The sequence below is a fragment of the Diaminobutyricimonas sp. LJ205 genome (genome assembly GCF_009755725.1).
GTDB lineage: Bacteria > Actinomycetota > Actinomycetes > Actinomycetales > Microbacteriaceae > Ruicaihuangia.
The window spans coordinates 1,248,148-1,266,588 of the sequence record NZ_CP046619.1; the positions used below are offsets into that span (position 1 = coordinate 1,248,148).

An 18,441-nucleotide genomic window follows, 5' to 3' on the forward strand; every position below is an offset into this window, starting at 1 on the left:
GCCGGGAAAAGAACACATCCGGCGCAGGCGAACGAGAGACGATAACACGAAGAAGATTCCCGCTATTTCCCGCCATCCGTTGATCGAGCCTGCCGAGATCTCGGCAAGCTCGATCAGCGGTTGAGGAGGTGTGAAGACACCGCCCGGGCCGCTCCCGCAGCGACCCGGGCGGCGCCAGTCAATAGGCGCCCACCGGGCGCAGCAGCATCTTCGCGGTCCGCCAGAGGATGACCAGATCGCCGGCGATCGACCAGTTCTCGACGTAGTACAGATCCAGGCGGACGCTGTCTTCCCAGCTGAGATTCGACCGGCCGCCGACCTGCCACATCCCGGTCAGGCCGGGCTTGATGAACAGCCGCCGCTGCACGTGCCGCTCATAGGCCTCAACCTCACCCGGGAGCGGGGGACGTGGACCGACCAGGCTCATATCGCCGATGAGGACGTTCCACAGCTGTGGGAACTCGTCGAGCGAATACTTGCGTAGTACGCGACCGATACGGGTCACCCGCGGGTCGTCGCGCAGCTTGAACAGCACGCCGGCGCCTTCGTTGGCCGCCCGCAGTTCCTCGAGCCGGGCCTCGGCGTCCACCGCCATCGACCGGAACTTCCAGATCTGGAAGGTGCGCCCGTCGCGACCGACCCGCTCCTGCAGGAACAGGGCGGGGCCGGGGCTGTCGAGCTTCACCAGCAGGGCGATCAGGGCCAGCACCGGCAGCAACACCACGAGCGCGGCCGCGGTCACCACGACATCGAACACTCGCTTGAAGATGTGCCGGAACCCCGCATACGTCGGCAGTTCGACATGCATGAGCGGAAGCCCTTCAACGGGGCGGAAGTGGATGCGTGGACCGGCGACATCCGTCAATCGTGACGCCAGCACGAGTTCCGCCTGTGTGCCCTCCAGATCCCAGCCGAGCGACCGGATGTAGTCGGATCCGCCGTGCGGATTGCCGGCGACGATGACGACATCGGCCGCGCATTGTTCGGCCACTTCGGCCACGGTGTCGAGGGTCGCCACCACCGGGATCTCGTCGCCGTCCACATGGAGGGATCGCTGTGCCGGGTGGCTGAGGGCTACTCCGATCACGTCGTACGCGGCATCGCACTTCTGTTGGATCTGTCGCACGACATATTCGACGTCGCGGCGGCGTCCGACCACGATGGCGTGCGCCAGGTAGTGGCCGTATTGCCGCTGCCGGGTGAGCCACTTGCGGGCGAGCCATCGGCAGGTGAGCAGCCCTGCCAAACCGGCCGGCGCCGCCGTGATGAAGTACGAGCGCGGGGCGACCTCGCCCGCGACGAGGAAGGTCATCGCGAGAAAGCCGAACGCCAGAATCGTCGCACTGATCACCCGCTGGTATTCGGCCGCGCCAGTGCCGATGATTCGACGTTCACGCGTCCGCAGCACTGCCGTCGCCGCCAGCCAGGTCAGACCGATCAGGGTGGTGATTACCCAGGCGCGTCTGGCTCCCGGACCGCCGGTCATGGCGACCGGGTTCACGAGGAAGGCCGCACCGATCGATGCCGCGACAATCACGGCGACGTCGATGCCCAGCAGTTTCGCCCGGTATTTCCGGGCCCAGGCCGCGCCCGGCTCGGGCACGGCACGCGCTGACGGAAGGGTGCTGGTCGGGCGCGGGGTTTCGGGCGCTCGACGACGACGGATGGGGCGTTGCAGGGCGGGGCCGAGAAGCAGCCGCCCGGTAGCCCGGTGGCCGATGCCGCTCATGAGCGTGCTCGGACTTCCGGGATGGTGATGCTTGGGGTCAGGGGATGGGTTGAGGGAACGGTGAACGTCGGGGACGTTAAGGACACTTGAACACCTGCACTTCGGGTATACAGGTAACCGCTTTGGGTAAGCGCGTGGAATTGAATCGGGTAGTGCGCGCAGCGGGAATGCGCTCGTATGCCTGGTGACGGTACCGCCTAACCGTCGGGTTACCTTGGGACAAGGTCGCTCAGACGGTACCGTCACCCGTTCGGGGGTAATTCTCGTGACACTTTACAGGTGGCTGAGAATCTACCGTGTACCCAATTTGGGGGTCAATACGTTATTTCCAGCGTGTCGCGCTCGAGATCGACTCGTTTTTCTGATAAGAGAAGCGAGCATCGCTCGACCTTCGCTGGGGAAGGCGGCATAAAGTTGCTGCGATGCCGTCTCACATTCGGGCTCGGCCGTGCGTCTACAGGGTGTGGCGATGAAACCGTTTGAACAGGTCGTGAGCGAGCACGGCCCAGCCGTCCTGCGCGTGTGTCGGGCCGTTCTCGGCCCCGTCGATGCGGATGACGCCTGGTCTGAGACCTTCCTCGCGGCGTTGCGGGCCTATCCGGAGCTTCCCGCGGGGAGCAACGTCGAGGCGTGGCTTGTCACAATCGCCCACCGCAAGGCGATCGACATCCATCGAGCCCGCGCCCGCCACCCCGTCCCCGTCGAGCTGGTGCCGGAACAGCCGGTCAGCGACGACGATTGGGATGGCGACCTGTGGCGGGCGCTTGCCGCCTTGCCGACGAAACAACGCGAAGCGGTCGCCTACCACTACCTCATCGGACTGCCGCACCGGCAGATTGCGGCGATCACCGGGAGCAATCCCGCTGCCGCGCGTCGCGCCGCCGCCGACGGTATCGCCACCCTCCGCCGCACGTACCCGACTCGAGAGAATGGAGCCCGACAATGACGAACAGCATCCTCGACGCAATCCCGACCCACGACCCGGACGCCTCCGCGCGGTTGCACGAGAAGCTCGTGCGCGAGGCGGAAGCCGAAGGCATCCTGGACGTCGGCTACCGCACCATCGACACCCCAATCGGGGCGCTGCTGCTGGCGGCCACCGAGCACGGTCTGGTGCGGGTGGCGTTCGCCCTGGAGGGCCACGAGCTGGTGCTCGAGCGACTCGCCAGTGTTATCAGTCCCCGCATCCTGCACGCCCCGCACCGGCTGGATGCTGCCGCGCGTCAGCTGGACGAGTACTTCGCCGGCACCCGCACACGGTTCGAGCTCCCGCTGGACTGGCGGCTCGCGAAGGGGTTCCGGCTCTCGGTCATCCAGCAACTGCCGACCATCGAGTACGGGCACACCGCCAGTTACGCAGAACTGGCGGCGGCCGCTGGAAATCCCGGCGCCGTGCGCGCCGTGGGCACCGCGTGCGCGACCAACCCGCTGCCGATCGTGGTGCCCTGCCACCGGGTCGTGCGAAGCGACGGCACGATCGGCCAGTACCTCGGTGGCACGCCGGTCAAGGTGACCCTGCTCGAACTGGAGTCGGCTGCGTGAGCGACGGGCTGGTCGTGATGGGAGCTGACGGTCTCGCCCGCCCCGCGTGGGCTGCCGGCGATGACCTGCTCCGCGACTATTACGACACGGAGTGGGGGATGCCCGTCCGCGACGAGCGCGGGCTGTTCGAGCGGATCAGCCTGGAGGGATTCCAGGCAGGACTGTCCTGGGCGACGATCCTGCGCAAGCGGCCTGCCTTCCGGGCAGCGTTCGCCGGGTTCGACCCTGACATCGTCGCCCGGTACACCGACGCCGATGTCGAACGGCTGATGGCCGATGCCGGGATTGTGCGCAACCGGATGAAGATCCGGGCGACCATCACGAATGCCGCTGCCACGATCGCACTGCGCGATGAAGGTGGCCTGGCCCGATTCGTGTGGTCGTTCCAGCCGGAGACGACGCTCGCGCCGCGTCAGTCGTCTGATATTCCGACGAGTTCGCCGGAGTCCGTGGCGCTGTCGAAGGCATTGCGGGCAAAGGGTTTTGCGTTTGTCGGGCCGACGACGATGTTCGCGCTGATGGAGGCGATCGGCATGATCGACACGCACCTCGTCGACAGTCACCGCCGGGGCACCTCTGGAATCTGGTCGGCCGGATGACCGGGGCGGCAGTCATCGAGATCCCGGCCGCGGTCGAGGTCGCGCCGCTCATCGGCGCACTGGCTGCGCATGCTGTCCCCGGTCTTGAGATCACGGATCGCGATCGCCGCACGCACACCCGGCTGATCGCCACCTCCGGCGGCCCGGCGCTCACGACCATCGCGTTCGGCGATGGGCATGTTTCGGTTCAGGTGGAGCGGCCGGATGCCGCGGACGAGGTCGTCGAAACCGTCAGAACCTGGTTCGACCTGGACACCGACCTTGGTGCGGTCCGCGACGCGCTCGGAGCCGACTCGGTCGTCGGACCGCTGATCCGGGCGCGGCCGTCGCTGCGCATCCCTGGCTCGGTCGACGGATTCGAAACCGCCGTGCTCACCGTGCTCGGCCAGCAGGTGTCGCTGGCGGCTGCACGTACACTCGCGGGCCGACTGGTCGCGGGCTGGGGGAGCCTGAGTGAGGCCGGCTTCAGCGTGTTCCCGACCCCTGCGGTGCTGGCAGCCGTCGATCCCGAGGAGCTGCGCCAGCGGATCGGGCTGACTACCGCGCGAGCGCGAACCCTGTTCGCCCTAGCCGGCGCGTGCGCCGGTGGGCTGCGGATTGATCCCTCCGGTGACCACGCCACGATTCGGGCGGAGTTGCTCGCCTTGCCAGGGATCGGCCCGTGGACGGTCGACTATCTAGCAGTGCGGGTGCTGCGCGATCGGGATGCTTATCCAGCGGGCGATCTGGTGTTGCAGCGAGCGCTCGGTGTGAATTCCGCCCGGCAGGCGGTCGAGGCGGCGGAAGGCTGGCGCCCATGGCGGGCGTACGGGCTGTTCCACCTCTGGACCGCCGCCGCGTACAAGTAACGCCCCCGGTGGAATCCACCGGGGGCGTCACTGTTGCTCTAAGAGTTAGAGGGGGCGAATGTTCTCCGCCTGCAGGCCCTTCGGGCCACGAGCAACCTCGAACTCGACGCGCTGGTTCTCCTCGAGCGAGCGGTAGCCGCCACCCGTGATTGCGGAGAAGTGAGCGAAGACGTCCGGGCTGCCATCCTCGGGAGCGATGAATCCGAAGCCCTTTTCGGCGTTAAACCATTTGACGATGCCAGTAGCCATGTCGTGTTATTCCTGTTCTGAAGTTTCCCACCTCCGGGTTCGGTGGCGGGTGTCGCGGTGTTCTTCTTGCGCCTTCAGAAAAGCCAGGCTTCTCGTTTCAACGGTTCAACAACACCACCCCTCGATGAGGGTGTCGCGCGTGATACGTGCGACAGCGGTTGCGGCAAGGCTAGCCCATCCGGGGGTCGGGGGGAAGTGCTTTCACCGGATCATCAGTCTCGGCGCGTCATTCAAGGTCATTCGTCAGGTCGACTCCGTAGGGTGAACACATCTGCAGGGCATCTGCCCGCACCTCTCGACTGGGAAGTCGATCCCAGACCGGAGGTCCACGTGACCGTTGTCGCAACACTCGGACCGGTGCGTCCGACCTCACCGAGGATTCACGGCGCTTCGCCAGTGAGCACCTACTCCGCCCTGCTGAACACCGTTCGCGAGGCCGGGCTGCTCCGCCGCAGCCGCACCTTCTACATCACCGTTTTCGCCGTTCTCACCGTTGCCCTGCTCGGCTGTGCGGCGGGATTCATTCTTCTCGGCAACTCCTGGTTCCAGTTGCTCATTGCCGCGGCGCTCGGCGTCGTGTTCACGCAATTCGCCTTCCTGGCCCACGAGGCATCCCACCGTCAGGTCTTCGAGAGCGGACCCGCGAATGATCGCGCCGGTCGATTCCTCGCCGCCGGCGTCGTCGGCATCAGCTACCAGTGGTGGATGACGAAGCACACTCGTCACCACGCGAACCCGAATACCATCGGCAAGGATCCCGACATCGCCGTCGACACGATCTCCTTCATCGAAGAAGACGCCGCCAAGCAAAAAGGCATCCTCGCCGCCATCACCCGAGTGCAGGGGTACCTGTTCTTCCCGCTCCTCACGCTCGAGGGTCTGAACCTGCACTACCAGTCGATCCGCTCGTTGTTTGCGCGCGGCAAGGTCGACGGACGCAAGCGTGAGCTCGGCATGATCGCCCTCCGCCTGGGCAGCTACGTCACCGTCGTCTTCCTGGTGCTGCCGATCGGCCTCGCCTTCGCGTTCCTCGGCGTGCAACTGGTCGTCTTCGGCGTGTACATGGGCGCCTCGTTCGCTCCGAACCACAAGGGCATGCCGGTCATCGCTGCCGGCGCCAAGGTGGACTTCCTCCGCAAGCAGGTGCTCACCAGCCGCAACATCAGCGGTGGCTTCTGGATGAGCATGCTGATGGGTGGGCTGAACTACCAGGTTGAGCACCACCTGTTCCCGAGCATGGCGCGCCCGCACCTGCGCCGCACTCAGGAGATCGTCCGGGAGCATTGCCAGACCCAGGGGATTCCTTACACGGAGACCACACTGGCGCGGTCCTACGCAATCGTCATCGACTACCTGAACCGGGTCGGGCTGTCCGCCCGCGACCCGTTCGACTGCCCACCGGCTGCGCAGTTCCGCCGTCGCTGAGCTGGCCCGGCCGGGCACCAACGCATCCGAAGCATTGTCTCTTCGAGGCGTTCTCGTCTAGGCTGGGCGCTTGCGGCCCGGGGGGACCGTGTCGTCCCCTCCCCGGCTTCCGGGGCTAATGCACAGGTCATTCGCGCGCCGCAGTCCGATAGTCTGGTTAGTCAAGGAGGTTCAGGATGGTTGATCCCACGCGTGAGGACCCGGCCGCCGAGAACGAGCCGAACGAAACCACGAAGACTTTCGGGCATGATTTCGGCGCACAGCTGGCAGGGCTCGAAGCAGGTGTTTCGCTCGAGGAGCAGGAAGCGATCAATGCGCTTCCCTCCGGCTCAGCGCTGCTGATTGTCCGCCGCGGTCCGAACATCGGTGCGCGGTTCCTGCTCGACTCCGACGTCACGGCGGCTGGCCGCCACCCCGACGCCGACATCTTCCTCGACGACGTGACCGTGTCGCGCCGTCACGCCGAGTTCATCCGCACGGGGACGCGGTTCGAAGTGCGAGACCTGGGTTCGCTGAACGGCACCTACTACGACGGAGAGCGGATCGAGACCGCGACTCTCACGGACGGCTCCGAGGTGCAGGTTGGCAAGTTCCGCCTCACCTTTTACGCCTCCCGAGTCGACCTCGCGAACCTGGCGCGCCGCTAGTGGGGCGCGCCGCATCGGCCGCGCGCGCGTCAGCCGGGCCAGCGCTGCTCAGCATCGGGCAGGTGCTGGCGAAGCTCAACCCTGAGTTCCCCGACCTGACACCGTCGAAGCTTCGTTTCCTTGAGGAACGACAACTGGTTTCGCCCGCCCGCACCGAGTCCGGTTATCGCAAGTTCTCTCTTGAGGACCTCGACCGCCTGCGGCTCATCCTGTCGATGCAGCGCGACCATTATCTGCCGTTGAAGGTCATCCGCGGCTACCTCGACGACCTCGATGCCGGCCGCAACCCGGTGTTGCCGAATGGCGCAGCGGTGGCCGGGCCGTCGATGCTGCCGACCGAGCGTCGGTACACCCGTGAGGAACTGCTGCGCGAAGCCGGCGCGACCCCCATGCTGTTGAACGATGCGGTGACGGCCTCGCTCATTGTGCCCGCTGAGTTGTACAGTGAGGACACGCTCGCAGTACTGAAGTCACTCGTTGAACTGCAGCGGTCCGGGATCGAACCGCGGCACCTTCGTGGATTCCGTGCCGCAGCGGAACGTGAGCTAGGCCTGATCGAAAACGCACTGATGCCCGTGGCGAGACGCAAGGACGCGTCGAGTCGGGCGAAAGCGGCGGAACTCGCCCGGGAAATTGCCGGGCAGCTGGAAATCGTCCGCTCGAGCCTGATCCGGTCGGCGCTCGTAAAATTCCAGAGTTAAGGGACATCCGGCTCGACACGCCGGGTCCGGATGTCGGTGCTCCGATGCAGGGTCGATACGGTTGGAACAGCCCGCCGGAGTATCAACTTCAACATGAAGGTTAGGAAGCGTAATGAGCGAACTCAGCCGTAGCGAGGATCGCTACGACCTCGGACTGCTCTTCACCGACGGTCTTCCTGACATGGACGATACTGCCGGCTACCGCGGGGCGGTTGCCGCTCGCGCCGCAGGCATCAGCTACCGTCAGCTGGACTACTGGGCTCGCACCCAGCTCGTCGAGCCCACCATCCGCGGGGCCGCAGGCTCCGGCTCGCAGCGTCTCTACGGTTTCCGGGACATCCTTGTCCTGAAGCTCGTGAAGCGGCTGCTGGACACCGGTATCTCGCTGCAGCAGATCCGCACCGCCATCGGCCAGTTGCGGGAGGCGGGCATCAATGACCTCGCCCAGACCACGCTGATGAGCGACGGCGCAAGCGTGTACCTGTGCACCTCGAACGACGAAGTGATCGACCTCGTCAGCCGAGGCCAGGGAGTTTTCGGCATCGCGGTCGGCAAGGTGCTGCGCGAGGTTGAGACCAGCCTCGTCGAACTGGACATTCAGCAGGACAAGGACCCGCAGGACGAGCTGGCCGCGCGGCGCGCGTCCAAGGCATCCTGAACCGCGCCTGACCTCGCCTGGACGGGATTGTGCGCAAGCGTGCGCGCGCTCGGCCGAGAGGCTCGCTCAGCGAGGAATCAGCCGGCGTCCTGCGCGTACTCGCCGATCTTGCCGGTGCGCATGATCCGCACGAGCAGCTGGTCGAAGTAGCGGGCCATTTCCTGGGCGCTCTCGCCCGGCCAGACGTGCAACGGCTTCGCCGCACCCTGAGCCTGCTGCAGCGACGTGCGCTCCGGCAGTTGCGGGCTGAGCACGAGGGGGCCGAACATGTCGCGCAGCTCCTTGATGCGGAACTGGTGTTCCAGCGACTGCACCCGCACGCGGTTCACGATGATTCCCAACGGCTGCAGACGGGGCGACAATCCGCGGCGGATCTCTTCGATCGCACGCAGCGCACGGTCGGCGGCCGCGACCGAGAACAAACCAGGTTCGGTGACCACGGTGACCCGGTCACTCGCCGCCCACGCCGTGCGCGTGAGCGCGTTCAGCGACGGGGCGCAGTCGATCAGCACCAGGTCGTAGTCGGATTCGACGTGCGCGAGCGCTTCCTCGAGCTTCCAGATGTCGCGGATGCTCGGATGCGGTCCATCGAAGTTCAACGCAGACGGGCTACCGATGAGCACATCGATCCTGCCCGGGCGGCCTCGGGTCCAGCCGCTCGGCGCGATAGCGGAGCGGACCGTCTTCTCCTTGGGGGAAGCGAGCACGTCGGCCACGTTCAGGTGACCGGCGACGGTGATGTCCATCCCAGTGGAGACGTCCGACTGTGGGTCCAGATCGACGACGAGCGTGTTCAAGCCCTTCGCGAATGCGGCCGAGGCGAGCCCGAGCGTGACGGTGGTCTTTCCCACGCCCCCTTTGAGGGAGCTGACGCTCAGTACATGCACGAGAACCGACCATACCTTCCCGATCCGAAAAATCCCTAAAACTTGCCGCCCGTGGCGACTCTTACGAACCTGAGGGGGAGGACGCCCACAGTAGGCTCGTCAGACAGCTAGGAAGGGACTCGATGTTCAAGAAGATTCTCGTAGCCAATCGTGGAGAGATCGCAATCCGGGCGTTCCGGGCAGCCTATGAACTGGGTGCCCGCACGGTCGCGGTGTTCCCCTATGAGGATCGCAACTCGTTGCACCGGCTGAAGGCCGACGAGGCCTACCAGATCGGCGAGGTGGGACATCCGGTACGCGCGTACCTCGATGTCGACGAGATCATTCGGGTGGCGAAGCTCAGCGGCGCCGACGCGATCTACCCCGGCTACGGGTTCCTGTCGGAGAACCCCGACCTGGCTACGGCGGCAGCCGACAACGGCATCACCTTCATCGGACCGAACACCTCGGTGCTCGAGATGGCCGGCAACAAAGTCACCGCGAAGGAACACGCGATCGCCGCCGGAGTGCCGGTGCTGAAGTCCTCACCGGCGACGACGGACATCGATGTCCTCGTGAAGGCGGCCGATGAGATCGGCTACCCGGTGTTCGCCAAGGCGGTCGCCGGTGGCGGTGGCCGTGGGATGCGCCGGGTGAACACCCGGGAGGAACTGCGCCCCGCGCTCGAAGAGGCAATGCGGGAGGCCGGCAGCGCGTTCGGCGACTCGACCATGTTCCTCGAGCAGGCGGTGCTGCGACCGCGGCACATCGAGGTGCAGATCCTCGCGGATGCCACCGGTGAGACGGTGCACCTGTTCGAACGCGACTGCTCGGTGCAGCGCCGAAACCAGAAGGTCGTCGAGATTGCTCCGGCGCCGAACCTGGATGAGGACATCCGGCAGGCCCTGTACCGGGATGCTGTCGCCTTCGCCCGCTCGATCGGTTACGTCAATGCCGGCACGGTCGAGTTCCTGCTCGACACGGTCGGGACGAACAAGGGCAAGCACGTGTTCATCGAGATGAACCCGCGCATCCAGGTCGAGCACACCGTGACCGAGGAAGTCACCGACGTCGACCTCGTGCAGTCCCAGATGCGCATCGCGGCGGGACAGACGCTTGCCGAGCTCGGGCTGCAGCAGCCGGACATCAAGCTTCGCGGGGCTGCACTGCAGTGCCGGATCACCACCGAGGACCCGACGCAGGGATTCCGCCCCGACACCGGCAAGATCACCACCTACCGCTCACCAGGCGGCGCCGGCATCCGTCTGGACGGCGGCACGGTGGCCTCCGGTGCCCAGATCAGCCCGCACTTCGACTCAATGCTGGCAAAGATGACCTGCCGCGGCCGCGACTTCGGCGCAGCCGTCACCCGGGCCCGGCGCGGACTCGCGGAGTTCCGCATCCGTGGCGTCTCGACCAATATCCCGTTCCTGCAGGCGGTCCTCGACGACCCGTCATTCGCGGCCGGGGACTTGAGCACGTCGTTCATCGACGAGCGCCCCGGGCTGGTCAACGAGAACGTCTCGAAGGACCGCGGCAGCAAGATCCTCACCTGGCTGGCGGATGTCACCGTGAACAAGCCGAACGGTTCCGGTACCGCCGTGCTGGATCCGGCGATCAAGCTTCCCGTGGTGGACTTGAATGTGCCCGCTCCAGCCGGGTCGCGTCAGCGGCTACAGGAACTGGGCCCGGTCGGTTTTGCCCAGGCGCTGCGCGCGCAGACCGCGCTGGCGGTCACCGACACCACCTTCCGCGACGCCCACCAGTCGCTGCTCGCCACCCGCGTGCGCACCAAGGACCTCGCCGCGGTGCTGCCGCACGTGGCCAGGCTCACCCCGGAGCTGCTCTCGGTTGAGGCGTGGGGAGGCGCCACCTACGACGTGGCACTCCGCTTCCTCGGCGAAGACCCGTGGGAGCGGCTGGCGCTGTTCCGCGAGCAGTTGCCGAACGTGAACCTGCAGATGCTGCTGCGCGGACGGAACACTGTCGGCTACACGCCGTACCCGACCGAGGTCTCCGACGCGTTCGTGCGCGAAGCGGCCGCGACCGGTGTCGACATCTTCCGGATCTTCGACGCCCTGAACGACGTCTCACAGATGCGTCCGGCGATCGATGCTGTGCTCGAGACCGGAACCGCGGTTGCCGAGGTGGCGTTCTGCTACACCGGTGACCTGCTCGACCCGGCCGAGGACCTGTACACGCTCGACTACTACCTGCGCCTTGCCGAGCAGATCGTTGAGGCCGGCGCGCACGTGCTCGCAATCAAGGACATGGCTGGGCTGCTCCGCGCCGGCGCCGCCCACAAGCTGGTCGGTGCGCTGCGTGAGCGATTCGACCTGCCGGTGCACGTGCACACGCACGACACCGCAGGCGGCCAGCTCGCCACCCTGCTGGCTGCCAGCTCGGCCGGTGCTGACGCGGTCGACGTCGCTAGTGCGCCGATGGCGGGCACCACCAGCCAGCCGTCCGCGTCCGCGCTGGTCGCCGCGCTCGCGCACACCGAGCGGGACACCGGCCTGTCGTTGAAGGCCGTCTCCGACCTCGAGCCGTACTGGGAAGCCGTGCGGCTGGCCTACAAGCCGTTCGAATCCGGCCTGCCCGGCCCCACCGGGCGCGTTTACAAGCACGAGATCCCCGGCGGCCAGTTGTCGAACCTCCGCCAGCAGGCCATCGCGCTCGGACTGGGTGAGCAGTTCGAGAAGGTCGAGGATTGGTACGCTGCGGCGAACCGGATCCTCGGACGGCCGACCAAGGTCACCCCGTCGAGCAAGGTCGTCGGCGACCTGGCGCTGCAGCTGGCCGCCGTCGGCGCCGACCCGGACGACTTCGAGCAGAACCCGGACAAGTACGACATCCCTGACTCGGTCATCGGGTTCATGGCCGGCGAACTCGGCGACCTCCCCGGAGGCTGGCCGGAACCGTTCCGCAGCAAGGTGCTCGCGGGCCGCAACGTCAAGGTCGGCGTCACCGAGATCTCTGACGACGACAGGCGCGCACTGGAAGCCGAGCCGGCTACCCGACGGGCCACGCTCAACCGGCTGCTGTTCGCTGGGCCGACCAAACAGTTCGAGCAGGTACGCGAGACCTACGGCGACCTGTCCGTGCTGGACACCGTCGACTACCTGTACGGGCTGAAGCCGGGCACCGAGCACGTTGTGGACATCGAGAAGGGCGTCAGCCTGTACGTCGGTCTCGAGGCAATCAGCGAGGCCGATGAAAAGGGCATGCGCACGGTCATGGCCACCCTGAACGGGCAACTGCGCCCGGTGTTCATCCGTGACGCCAGCATCCAGGTCGACGTGAAGAGCGCCGAGAAGGCGGACCCTGACCTGCCTGGCCATGTCGCCGCCCCGTTCTCCGGAGTAGTCACGCTCCAGGCGGCCGTCGGTGACACCGTCAGCGCCGGCCAGGTTGTCGCCTCGATCGAGGCCATGAAGATGGAGGCGGCCATCACCGCCCCTGTCGCCGGCACTGTGAAGCGGTTGGCTATCCTGCCTACACAGCAGGTCGAGGCGGGAGATCTGCTGGTAGCGGTCGAGCCGTCCTGACGCCCCGGCGCCAAAGGCACGCCAAGCTGACGATAAGCTGAAATGTCATTCACCGAAAGGGAACCTCGTTTTGGCGATCAACACAGGCAAGGAATCCGACGCGGATTCCGCGTTCAAGGACGCGGACGCGCCGGATGTCGCGGACGTGTCCGCCGAGCTCGTGGAGCTTGCGGAAGAGGACCTGACTGCGGCACTGCCGGAGTCGCTCACCATCAGCATTGACCTTCCCGTTGCGGTGCACACGGTGCCCGATGACGAAATCGCGGTCGCGATCGACGAGATCGCCGTCAATCCTGGCGAGTTGGTGGGTGTGGAGGCCACTACCACCAGCATCGACCTGACGCCGATGGCCGCCGTCCGCGAGGAGCTGCCGTACACCCGGCAGGCACGGCTGCGAGGGGATGCCGCAGGCAGCCCGGAGCCCGCCGCGATGCTCACCGCCGACCGGCTGCTCGAGAGCAAGACTCTCGGCCGGCCCGCGCCCCGCGGGGCGTGGCCGGCGTTCGTCTACGGGGCGACGCTCCGCACCATCAACCTCGGCGACTCGGCGAAGTACCGGGCCAGGAAAGCGGTCGACGCCAGGATCAGCAAGCAGTTCGAGGGCGGCACCCGGTTCGTGCCCGTGCTCACCCGTAAGGGCGGCGTCGGCAAGACCACGATCACCACGCTCATGGGCATGGCACTCGCGGATGTCCGCGAGGACCGCATCGTCGCCATCGACGCGAACCCCGACCGGGGAACACTGTCTGAACGGGTCGCCAGGCAGACCCGGGCCACCGTCCGGGACGTGGTCACCAAGGCCGCGTCTATCGGCGGATTCACCGACTTCTCGACGCTGGTCAGCCGCGATGAGACGAGGCTGGACATCCTCGCCTCAGACACCGACCCGCTGCTGTCAGAAGCGTTCGACGAGAACGATTACAACGTCGTCGCTGACTTGTGCGCGCGGTTCTACTCGATTGTGCTCACCGACTGCGGCACCGGTATCGTGCACTCGGTGATGCGGGCCACCCTGCAACGGGCCGACTCGGTGGTCATCGTCTCCGGCGGTAGCGTCGACGAGGCACGACTCGCCTCCGAGACCCTCACCTGGCTCGAAGCCAACGGGTACGGCGAACTGGTGCGGAACGCTATCGTCGCCCTGAATACGGCGACCCAGGGAACGAACCTGGTGAAGCTCGACGAAATTGAAGCGCACTTCCGGTCCCGGGTCCGCGACACCGTGCGGATCCCGTACGACCCGCAACTGGCCGCAGGTTCGGTCGTGAACTACAAGGAACTGAAACAGATCACCAAAGACGCCGCCCGCGAGCTGGCCGCGCTCGTCGTCGACGGGCTGCCCGCGCGCCGCGGCGCCTGACGGCGACGAACGAAAGCTGGAACCACCCCATGACTGTGCGCGAAATCCGCGTCTTCGGAGACCCCGTGCTCCGCTCACCCTCCGACCCGGTCCGTCCCGGTGACCCGCGAGTCGCTGCCCTCGTGACCGACCTTCTGGACACGGTGCGGCTGCCCGGTCGAGCCGGCGTCGCCGCCTGCCAGATCGGTGTCGGCCTGCGCGCATTCAGCTACAACATCGACGGCGAGGTCGGGTACCTGCTCAACCCCGTGCTGGCCGAGGTGTCGGGGGAGCCCACCCTGATCGATGAGGGCTGCCTGTCGGTGCCCGGCTTCTACTTCTCCCGGAGGCGGTACCCGTTCGCCCGGGCCACCGGAGTGGACCTCGACGGCAAGCCGGTCGAGGTGTCCGGTGAAGGCCTGATGGCCCAAATGCTGCAGCACGAGATCGACCACCTCGATGGGCACCTGTTCATCGAGGGCCTCGAGGGCGACACCAAGCGCGAGGCCATGCGGGCGATCCGCCAGGCCCCCTGGTACTGAGCCCGCTCGTAACCCACCGAACCTGCCGAGATCTCGCTTAACCGTTGATCGAGCCTGCCGAGATCTCGGCAGGCTCGATCAACGATCAACTCAGTGCGTGAGCGACTGCCCCTGCGTTTCGGGGGCGCTCGCGTACATTGCCTCGATCACGTGCGCGAAGTCCTCGACGATGACCTGCCGCTTGATACTCATCTTCGGCGTCAGGTGGCCGCTGGCCTCGGTCAGGTCCGTGGCCAGCACGGTGAACTTCCGGATGGACTCCGCGCGCGAAACCCGTTCGTTGGCCTGGTCCACCGCAGCCTGGATCGCCTCGATCACCTTCGGGTTCACCGCGGCTTCGGCGAGGGTCTGATCGGCCGCCTCACCGTTGTTGTGCAGCCACACGGGCAGCATCTCGGCGTCGAGGGTGATCAGTGCGGAGATGAACGGCTTCTTGTCGCCGACGACGATGACCTGGCCGACCAGCGGATGCGCGCGGATCGGGTCTTCCAGGGCAGCGGGGGCGACGTTCTTGCCTGCGGCGGTGACCAGGATCTCCTTCTTCCGGCCGGTGATGGTCAGGTATCCATCGTCGTCCAGCTGCCCGATGTCGCCGGTCTTGAACCACTCACCCTCGAAGGTCTCTGTCGTCGCTTGCGGGTTGTTCCAGTAGCCGCCGAACACGTTGATGCCCTTGACCCAGACCTCGCCGTCTTCGGCGATCTTGACGCCGACACCGGGGAGCGCGGGACCGGTGGTGCCGATCTTGAACTTGTCGACCAAGTTGACAGTCGCCGGGGCGGTCGTCTCGGTCAGACCGTAGCCCTCGAGGATCTTGATTCCGAGGCTGTGGAAGAAGTGCCCCAGCCGCGGCCCCAGCGGAGCGGAGCCGGACACGGCATACTTCACGTTGCCGCCCATGGCGTGGCGGAGCTTGGCGTAGACCAGCTTGTCGAACAGCGCGAACTGCACCTTGAGCCCGAACGGCACTGACTTGCCCTCTTCGAGCAGCCGCGAGTGCTCGATGGCGACGTCTGCGGCGCGGCGGAAGATGCGGCCCTTGCCGCCGGCTTCGGCCTTCTGCTCAGCCGAGTTGTACACCTTCTCGAACACCCGCGGGACGGCGAGCAGGAACGTCGGCTTGAACGATCCGAGCGACGGCAGCAGCTGCTTCGTGTCCGGCTGGTGGCCGACGCGTACCCCGGCGTGCACGGCGAGAATCGAGATGAACCGCGCAAAGATGTGCGCGGTGGTGATGAACAGCAGCGTCGACGCGCCCGGCTGAACTACCTCGTGCAGAGCGACCGCTGCGTTACGGGATACTTCGACGAAGTTCGAGTGGCTGATGATGCAGCCCTTCGGCTGCCCGGTCGAGCCCGACGTGTAGATCAACGTGGCAAGGTCCGAACCCTTCGCCAGGCTCCGGCGCCGCTCGACTTCTTCGTCGGTGACGGCGGATCCGGATGCCGCGAGCTTGTCCAGGTCGCCGAGGTCGACCTGCCACACCTTACGGATCTGCGGAACGTCGCTGGCGATCTCGTCAAACCGCGAGAAGTGTTCGGCGGTCTCGACGATCATCGCGGTAGCGCCGGAGTCGGTGAGGTTGTAGATGATCTGGGCAGGAGCCGAGGTCTCGTAGATGGGAACCAGCACCGCCCCGGCGAACCAGGCGGCGAAGTCGACCAGGGTCCACTCGTATCGGGTCTTGCAGATGAAGCCGATCTTCTCGCCCGGTTCGATGCCGGCTGCGATGAAGCCCTTTGCGAGCGCGGTGACCTGGCCGAGGAACTCGGTGGCGGTGACATCCGACCAACCGCCGTCACCGGTCGGCAGCGAGAAGAGCGGGGTATGCGGGGTTGCCTTGACCCGGTCGAGCAGCAGGTCGGTGGCGTTCGCGCCGGGATCAGCCTCGACGAGGGGTGGGACGAAATTCTCAATCACGGGGACTCCTTTGGCACCGTTGGGAAGCGGGTTGATCCACTCTAACTTGCCTCACGTACTTGCCGCAGTGGCCTCAGTAGACTCGGTTGTCGTGCACGCAATCGGAATCGACATCGGTGGGACCAAGATCGCCGGAGGTGTCGTCACCGATGCCGGCGACATCATCCGGCAGGAGCGGACGCCCACCCCGGCCGGCGATCCGGCAGCGATCATCGAGGCCGTCGTCGCGATGGTCGAGTCGCTGCGCGATGGGGACGGTGTCGAGGCCGTCGGCGTTGCCGCGGCGGGTTTCATCGATGCCGCCCAGTCCACCGTGTATTACGCGCCCAACATCAGCTGGCGAAACGAGCCGTTCCGGGACCGACTCGAGCAGCGCCTCGGCATGCCGGTCACCATCGACAACGACGCCAACGCTGCCGGCTGGGCTGAGTTCCGGTACGGGGCCGGCCGGGACGTCAGCGACATGACGATGATCACCATCGGCACTGGTGTCGGCGGCGCGATCGTCACCGGCGGGCAACTGTTCCGCGGCGGGTTCGGTGCCGGAGCAGAGCTCGGCCACGTTCGGATGGTGCCGGACGGGCTGCACTGCGGTTGCGGTGCCCGCGGCTGCATCGAGCAGTACGCATCCGGTCGTGCCCTGCTGCGGATCGCCGATGGCATCGCTGATGGCGGCGGCATCGGGCTTGAGCTCGCGAAGGTGCGCGTGAGCAGCGGCGGCCGACTGGACGGCAACGACGTGGCCGCATTGCTCGTCGCCGGTGACCCCGGTGCGCTGGCCGCACTGCGCGAGGTGGGGGACTGGCTGGGGCAGTTCTGCGCCACCCTGTCCGCTGTGCTCGACCCGCAGCTGTTCGTGATCGGCGGCGGGGTGGCGCAGGCGGGAGCCCAGTTGCTCGACCCGATCCGCTCCGCCTACGACCGGCACTTGCCTGCCAAGGGATTCCACCCGGAACCGCGATTCGCGATCGCCGAACTCGTCAACAATGCGGGGGTTGTCGGCGCTGCCGACATCGCCCGCCTACACGCGTCACGTTAGAGTTGTCGAGTCTCGCGGAAGGTTGACCCCCAATGTTCTATTGGTTCATGAAGAACCTGATCGTCGGGCCGCTGCTGATGACGGTGTTCCGGCCGTGGATCGTCGGACGGGAACACATTCCCGAATCAGGCGCGGTGATCTTCGCCTCCAACCACCTGTCGTTCATTGACTCGATCTTCTTGCCGCTGGTACTCGACCGACGGATCTCCTTCCTGGCGAAGAGCGACTACTTCACCGGCCGTGGCCTCAAGGGCTGGGCCACCAAGCTGTTCTTCAACGCCACCGGCCAGTTGTCCATCGACCGATCCGGCGGCAAGGCCTCGGAAGCATCCCTGAACACCGGGCTGGCGGTGCTGGCGCGAGGCGAACAGCTGGGGATCTATCCCGAGGGCACGCGCAGCCCGGACGGTCGCATGTATCGCGGACGCACGGGCGTCGCTCGGATGATCCTCGAAGGGCAGGTCAAGGTCGTGCCCGTGGCGATGATCGACACCGAGAAGGTCATGCCGATCGGCAAGCGGATGCCGAAGGTACGCCGGATCGGCGTGATTTTCGGCGAACCGCTCGACTTCTCGCGTTATCGCGGGCTCGAGGGGGACCGCTTCATCCTGCGTGCGGTGACCGACGAGATCATGCACGAACTGCGTCAGCTGAGCGGGCAGGAGTACGTGGACGTGTACGCCTCCTCAGCCAAGGAACGCACCCCCATCCGCGCCCGCTGAACCGACGAAACACAGGTTTCGGCTGAGCTAGGCTGGCTGATTGGGGCGCCTGACGCGCCCTTTCCTT

At 66.3% G+C, this 18,441-nt stretch carries 17 protein-coding genes; 13 read left to right on the forward strand and 4 right to left on the reverse strand.

The genetic code is table 11. The features are described from left to right. Positions 1-178 precede the first annotated feature (178 nt). The gene (locus GO591_RS05940) at positions 179-1,729 is read right to left on the reverse strand and encodes a sugar transferase (protein ID WP_157155974.1); all 1,551 of its coding nucleotides are present in this window, start codon (positions 1,727-1,729) and stop codon (positions 179-181) included. Positions 1,730-2,198: 469 nt separating this feature from the next. On the opposite strand from GO591_RS05940, the gene GO591_RS05945 reads away from it, so the two are divergent. From GO591_RS05945 to GO591_RS05960, 4 genes are read left to right on the forward strand one after another with little or no spacing between them, the layout of a single operon-like run. After that, the gene (locus tag GO591_RS05945) at positions 2,199-2,675 is read left to right on the forward strand and encodes an RNA polymerase sigma factor (RefSeq protein WP_157155975.1); all 477 of its coding nucleotides are present in this window, start codon (positions 2,199-2,201) and stop codon (positions 2,673-2,675) included. Then, positions 2,672-3,271, forward strand: a complete 600-nt coding sequence (locus GO591_RS05950; protein WP_157155976.1) for a methylated-DNA--[protein]-cysteine S-methyltransferase — start codon at positions 2,672-2,674, stop codon at positions 3,269-3,271. The genes GO591_RS05945 and GO591_RS05950 overlap by 4 nt, the downstream gene beginning before the upstream one ends. 17 nt (positions 3,272-3,288) lie before the next feature. Next, positions 3,289-3,870 carry a DNA-3-methyladenine glycosylase I gene (locus tag GO591_RS05955; RefSeq protein ID WP_157157796.1) on the forward strand — a complete coding sequence of 194 codons (582 nt, stop codon included), beginning with the start codon at positions 3,289-3,291 and terminating at the stop codon, positions 3,868-3,870. After that, positions 3,867-4,718 carry a DNA-3-methyladenine glycosylase family protein gene (locus GO591_RS05960; protein ID WP_157155977.1) on the forward strand — a complete coding sequence of 284 codons (852 nt, stop codon included), beginning with the start codon at positions 3,867-3,869 and terminating at the stop codon, positions 4,716-4,718. The genes GO591_RS05955 and GO591_RS05960 overlap by 4 nt, the downstream gene beginning before the upstream one ends. 45 nt (positions 4,719-4,763) lie before the next feature. On the opposite strand, the gene GO591_RS05965 is transcribed toward GO591_RS05960, so the two are convergent. Next, positions 4,764-4,967, reverse strand: coding sequence for a cold-shock protein (locus GO591_RS05965; protein ID WP_157155978.1), 204 nt, complete (start codon positions 4,965-4,967; stop codon positions 4,764-4,766). A gap of 330 nt (positions 4,968-5,297) precedes the next feature. Here GO591_RS05965 and GO591_RS05970 point away from each other — a divergent pair, with 330 nt between their 5' ends. The 4 genes from GO591_RS05970 to GO591_RS05985 all read left to right on the forward strand — a co-directional run bounded on the left by GO591_RS05970 (position 5,298) and on the right by GO591_RS05985 (position 8,398). Then, entirely contained in the window at positions 5,298-6,392 is a 1,095-nt protein-coding gene (locus tag GO591_RS05970) for a fatty acid desaturase family protein (RefSeq protein WP_157155979.1), read from the forward strand. 176 nt (positions 6,393-6,568) lie between these two features. After that, positions 6,569-7,039 (forward strand): FHA domain-containing protein, encoded by a 471-nt coding sequence (locus GO591_RS05975; protein WP_157155980.1) that lies wholly within the window; start codon positions 6,569-6,571, stop codon positions 7,037-7,039. After that, a complete protein-coding gene (ftsR, locus tag GO591_RS05980; RefSeq protein WP_157155981.1) occupies positions 7,039-7,740 on the forward strand; it encodes a transcriptional regulator FtsR in 702 nt (233 codons plus the stop codon). The genes GO591_RS05975 and ftsR overlap by 1 nt, the downstream gene beginning before the upstream one ends. A 112-nt stretch (positions 7,741-7,852) precedes the next feature. After that, positions 7,853-8,398: a MerR family transcriptional regulator gene (locus GO591_RS05985; RefSeq protein WP_157155982.1), complete on the forward strand. Its 546-nt coding sequence runs from the start codon at positions 7,853-7,855 to the stop codon at positions 8,396-8,398. Between the two features lie 77 nt (positions 8,399-8,475). Here GO591_RS05985 and GO591_RS05990 read toward each other — a convergent pair whose 3' ends face one another. Beyond that, complete coding sequence (locus GO591_RS05990) at positions 8,476-9,285, reverse strand: ParA family protein (RefSeq protein ID WP_157155983.1); 810 nt, start codon at positions 9,283-9,285, stop codon at positions 8,476-8,478. A gap of 122 nt (positions 9,286-9,407) precedes the next feature. Between GO591_RS05990 and GO591_RS05995 the strand changes: the two genes are divergently transcribed. The 3 genes from GO591_RS05995 (at position 9,408) to GO591_RS06005 (ending at position 14,693) form a co-directional block, all read left to right on the forward strand. After that, positions 9,408-12,812, forward strand: coding sequence for a pyruvate carboxylase (locus tag GO591_RS05995; protein WP_157155984.1), 3,405 nt, complete (start codon positions 9,408-9,410; stop codon positions 12,810-12,812). Positions 12,813-12,882: 70 nt separating this feature from the next. After that, on the forward strand, positions 12,883-14,172 hold the full coding sequence (locus GO591_RS06000) for a MinD/ParA family ATP-binding protein (protein WP_157155985.1): 1,290 nt from the start codon (positions 12,883-12,885) through the stop codon (positions 14,170-14,172). Positions 14,173-14,201: 29 nt separating this feature from the next. Further along, a complete protein-coding gene (locus tag GO591_RS06005) occupies positions 14,202-14,693 on the forward strand; it encodes a peptide deformylase (RefSeq protein ID WP_157155986.1) in 492 nt (163 codons plus the stop codon). Between the two features lie 90 nt (positions 14,694-14,783). On the opposite strand, the gene GO591_RS06010 is transcribed toward GO591_RS06005, so the two are convergent. Continuing rightward, positions 14,784-16,613: an AMP-dependent synthetase/ligase gene (locus GO591_RS06010; RefSeq protein WP_198295573.1), complete on the reverse strand. Its 1,830-nt coding sequence runs from the start codon at positions 16,611-16,613 to the stop codon at positions 14,784-14,786. 91 nt (positions 16,614-16,704) lie between these two features. Between GO591_RS06010 and GO591_RS06015 the strand changes: the two genes are divergently transcribed. After that, on the forward strand, positions 16,705-17,652 hold the full coding sequence (locus GO591_RS06015) for an ROK family glucokinase (protein WP_157155987.1): 948 nt from the start codon (positions 16,705-16,707) through the stop codon (positions 17,650-17,652). Between the two features lie 32 nt (positions 17,653-17,684). After that, positions 17,685-18,374 (forward strand): lysophospholipid acyltransferase family protein, encoded by a 690-nt coding sequence (locus GO591_RS06020; protein ID WP_157155988.1) that lies wholly within the window; start codon positions 17,685-17,687, stop codon positions 18,372-18,374. The last annotated feature ends 67 nt before the right edge of the window (positions 18,375-18,441 follow it).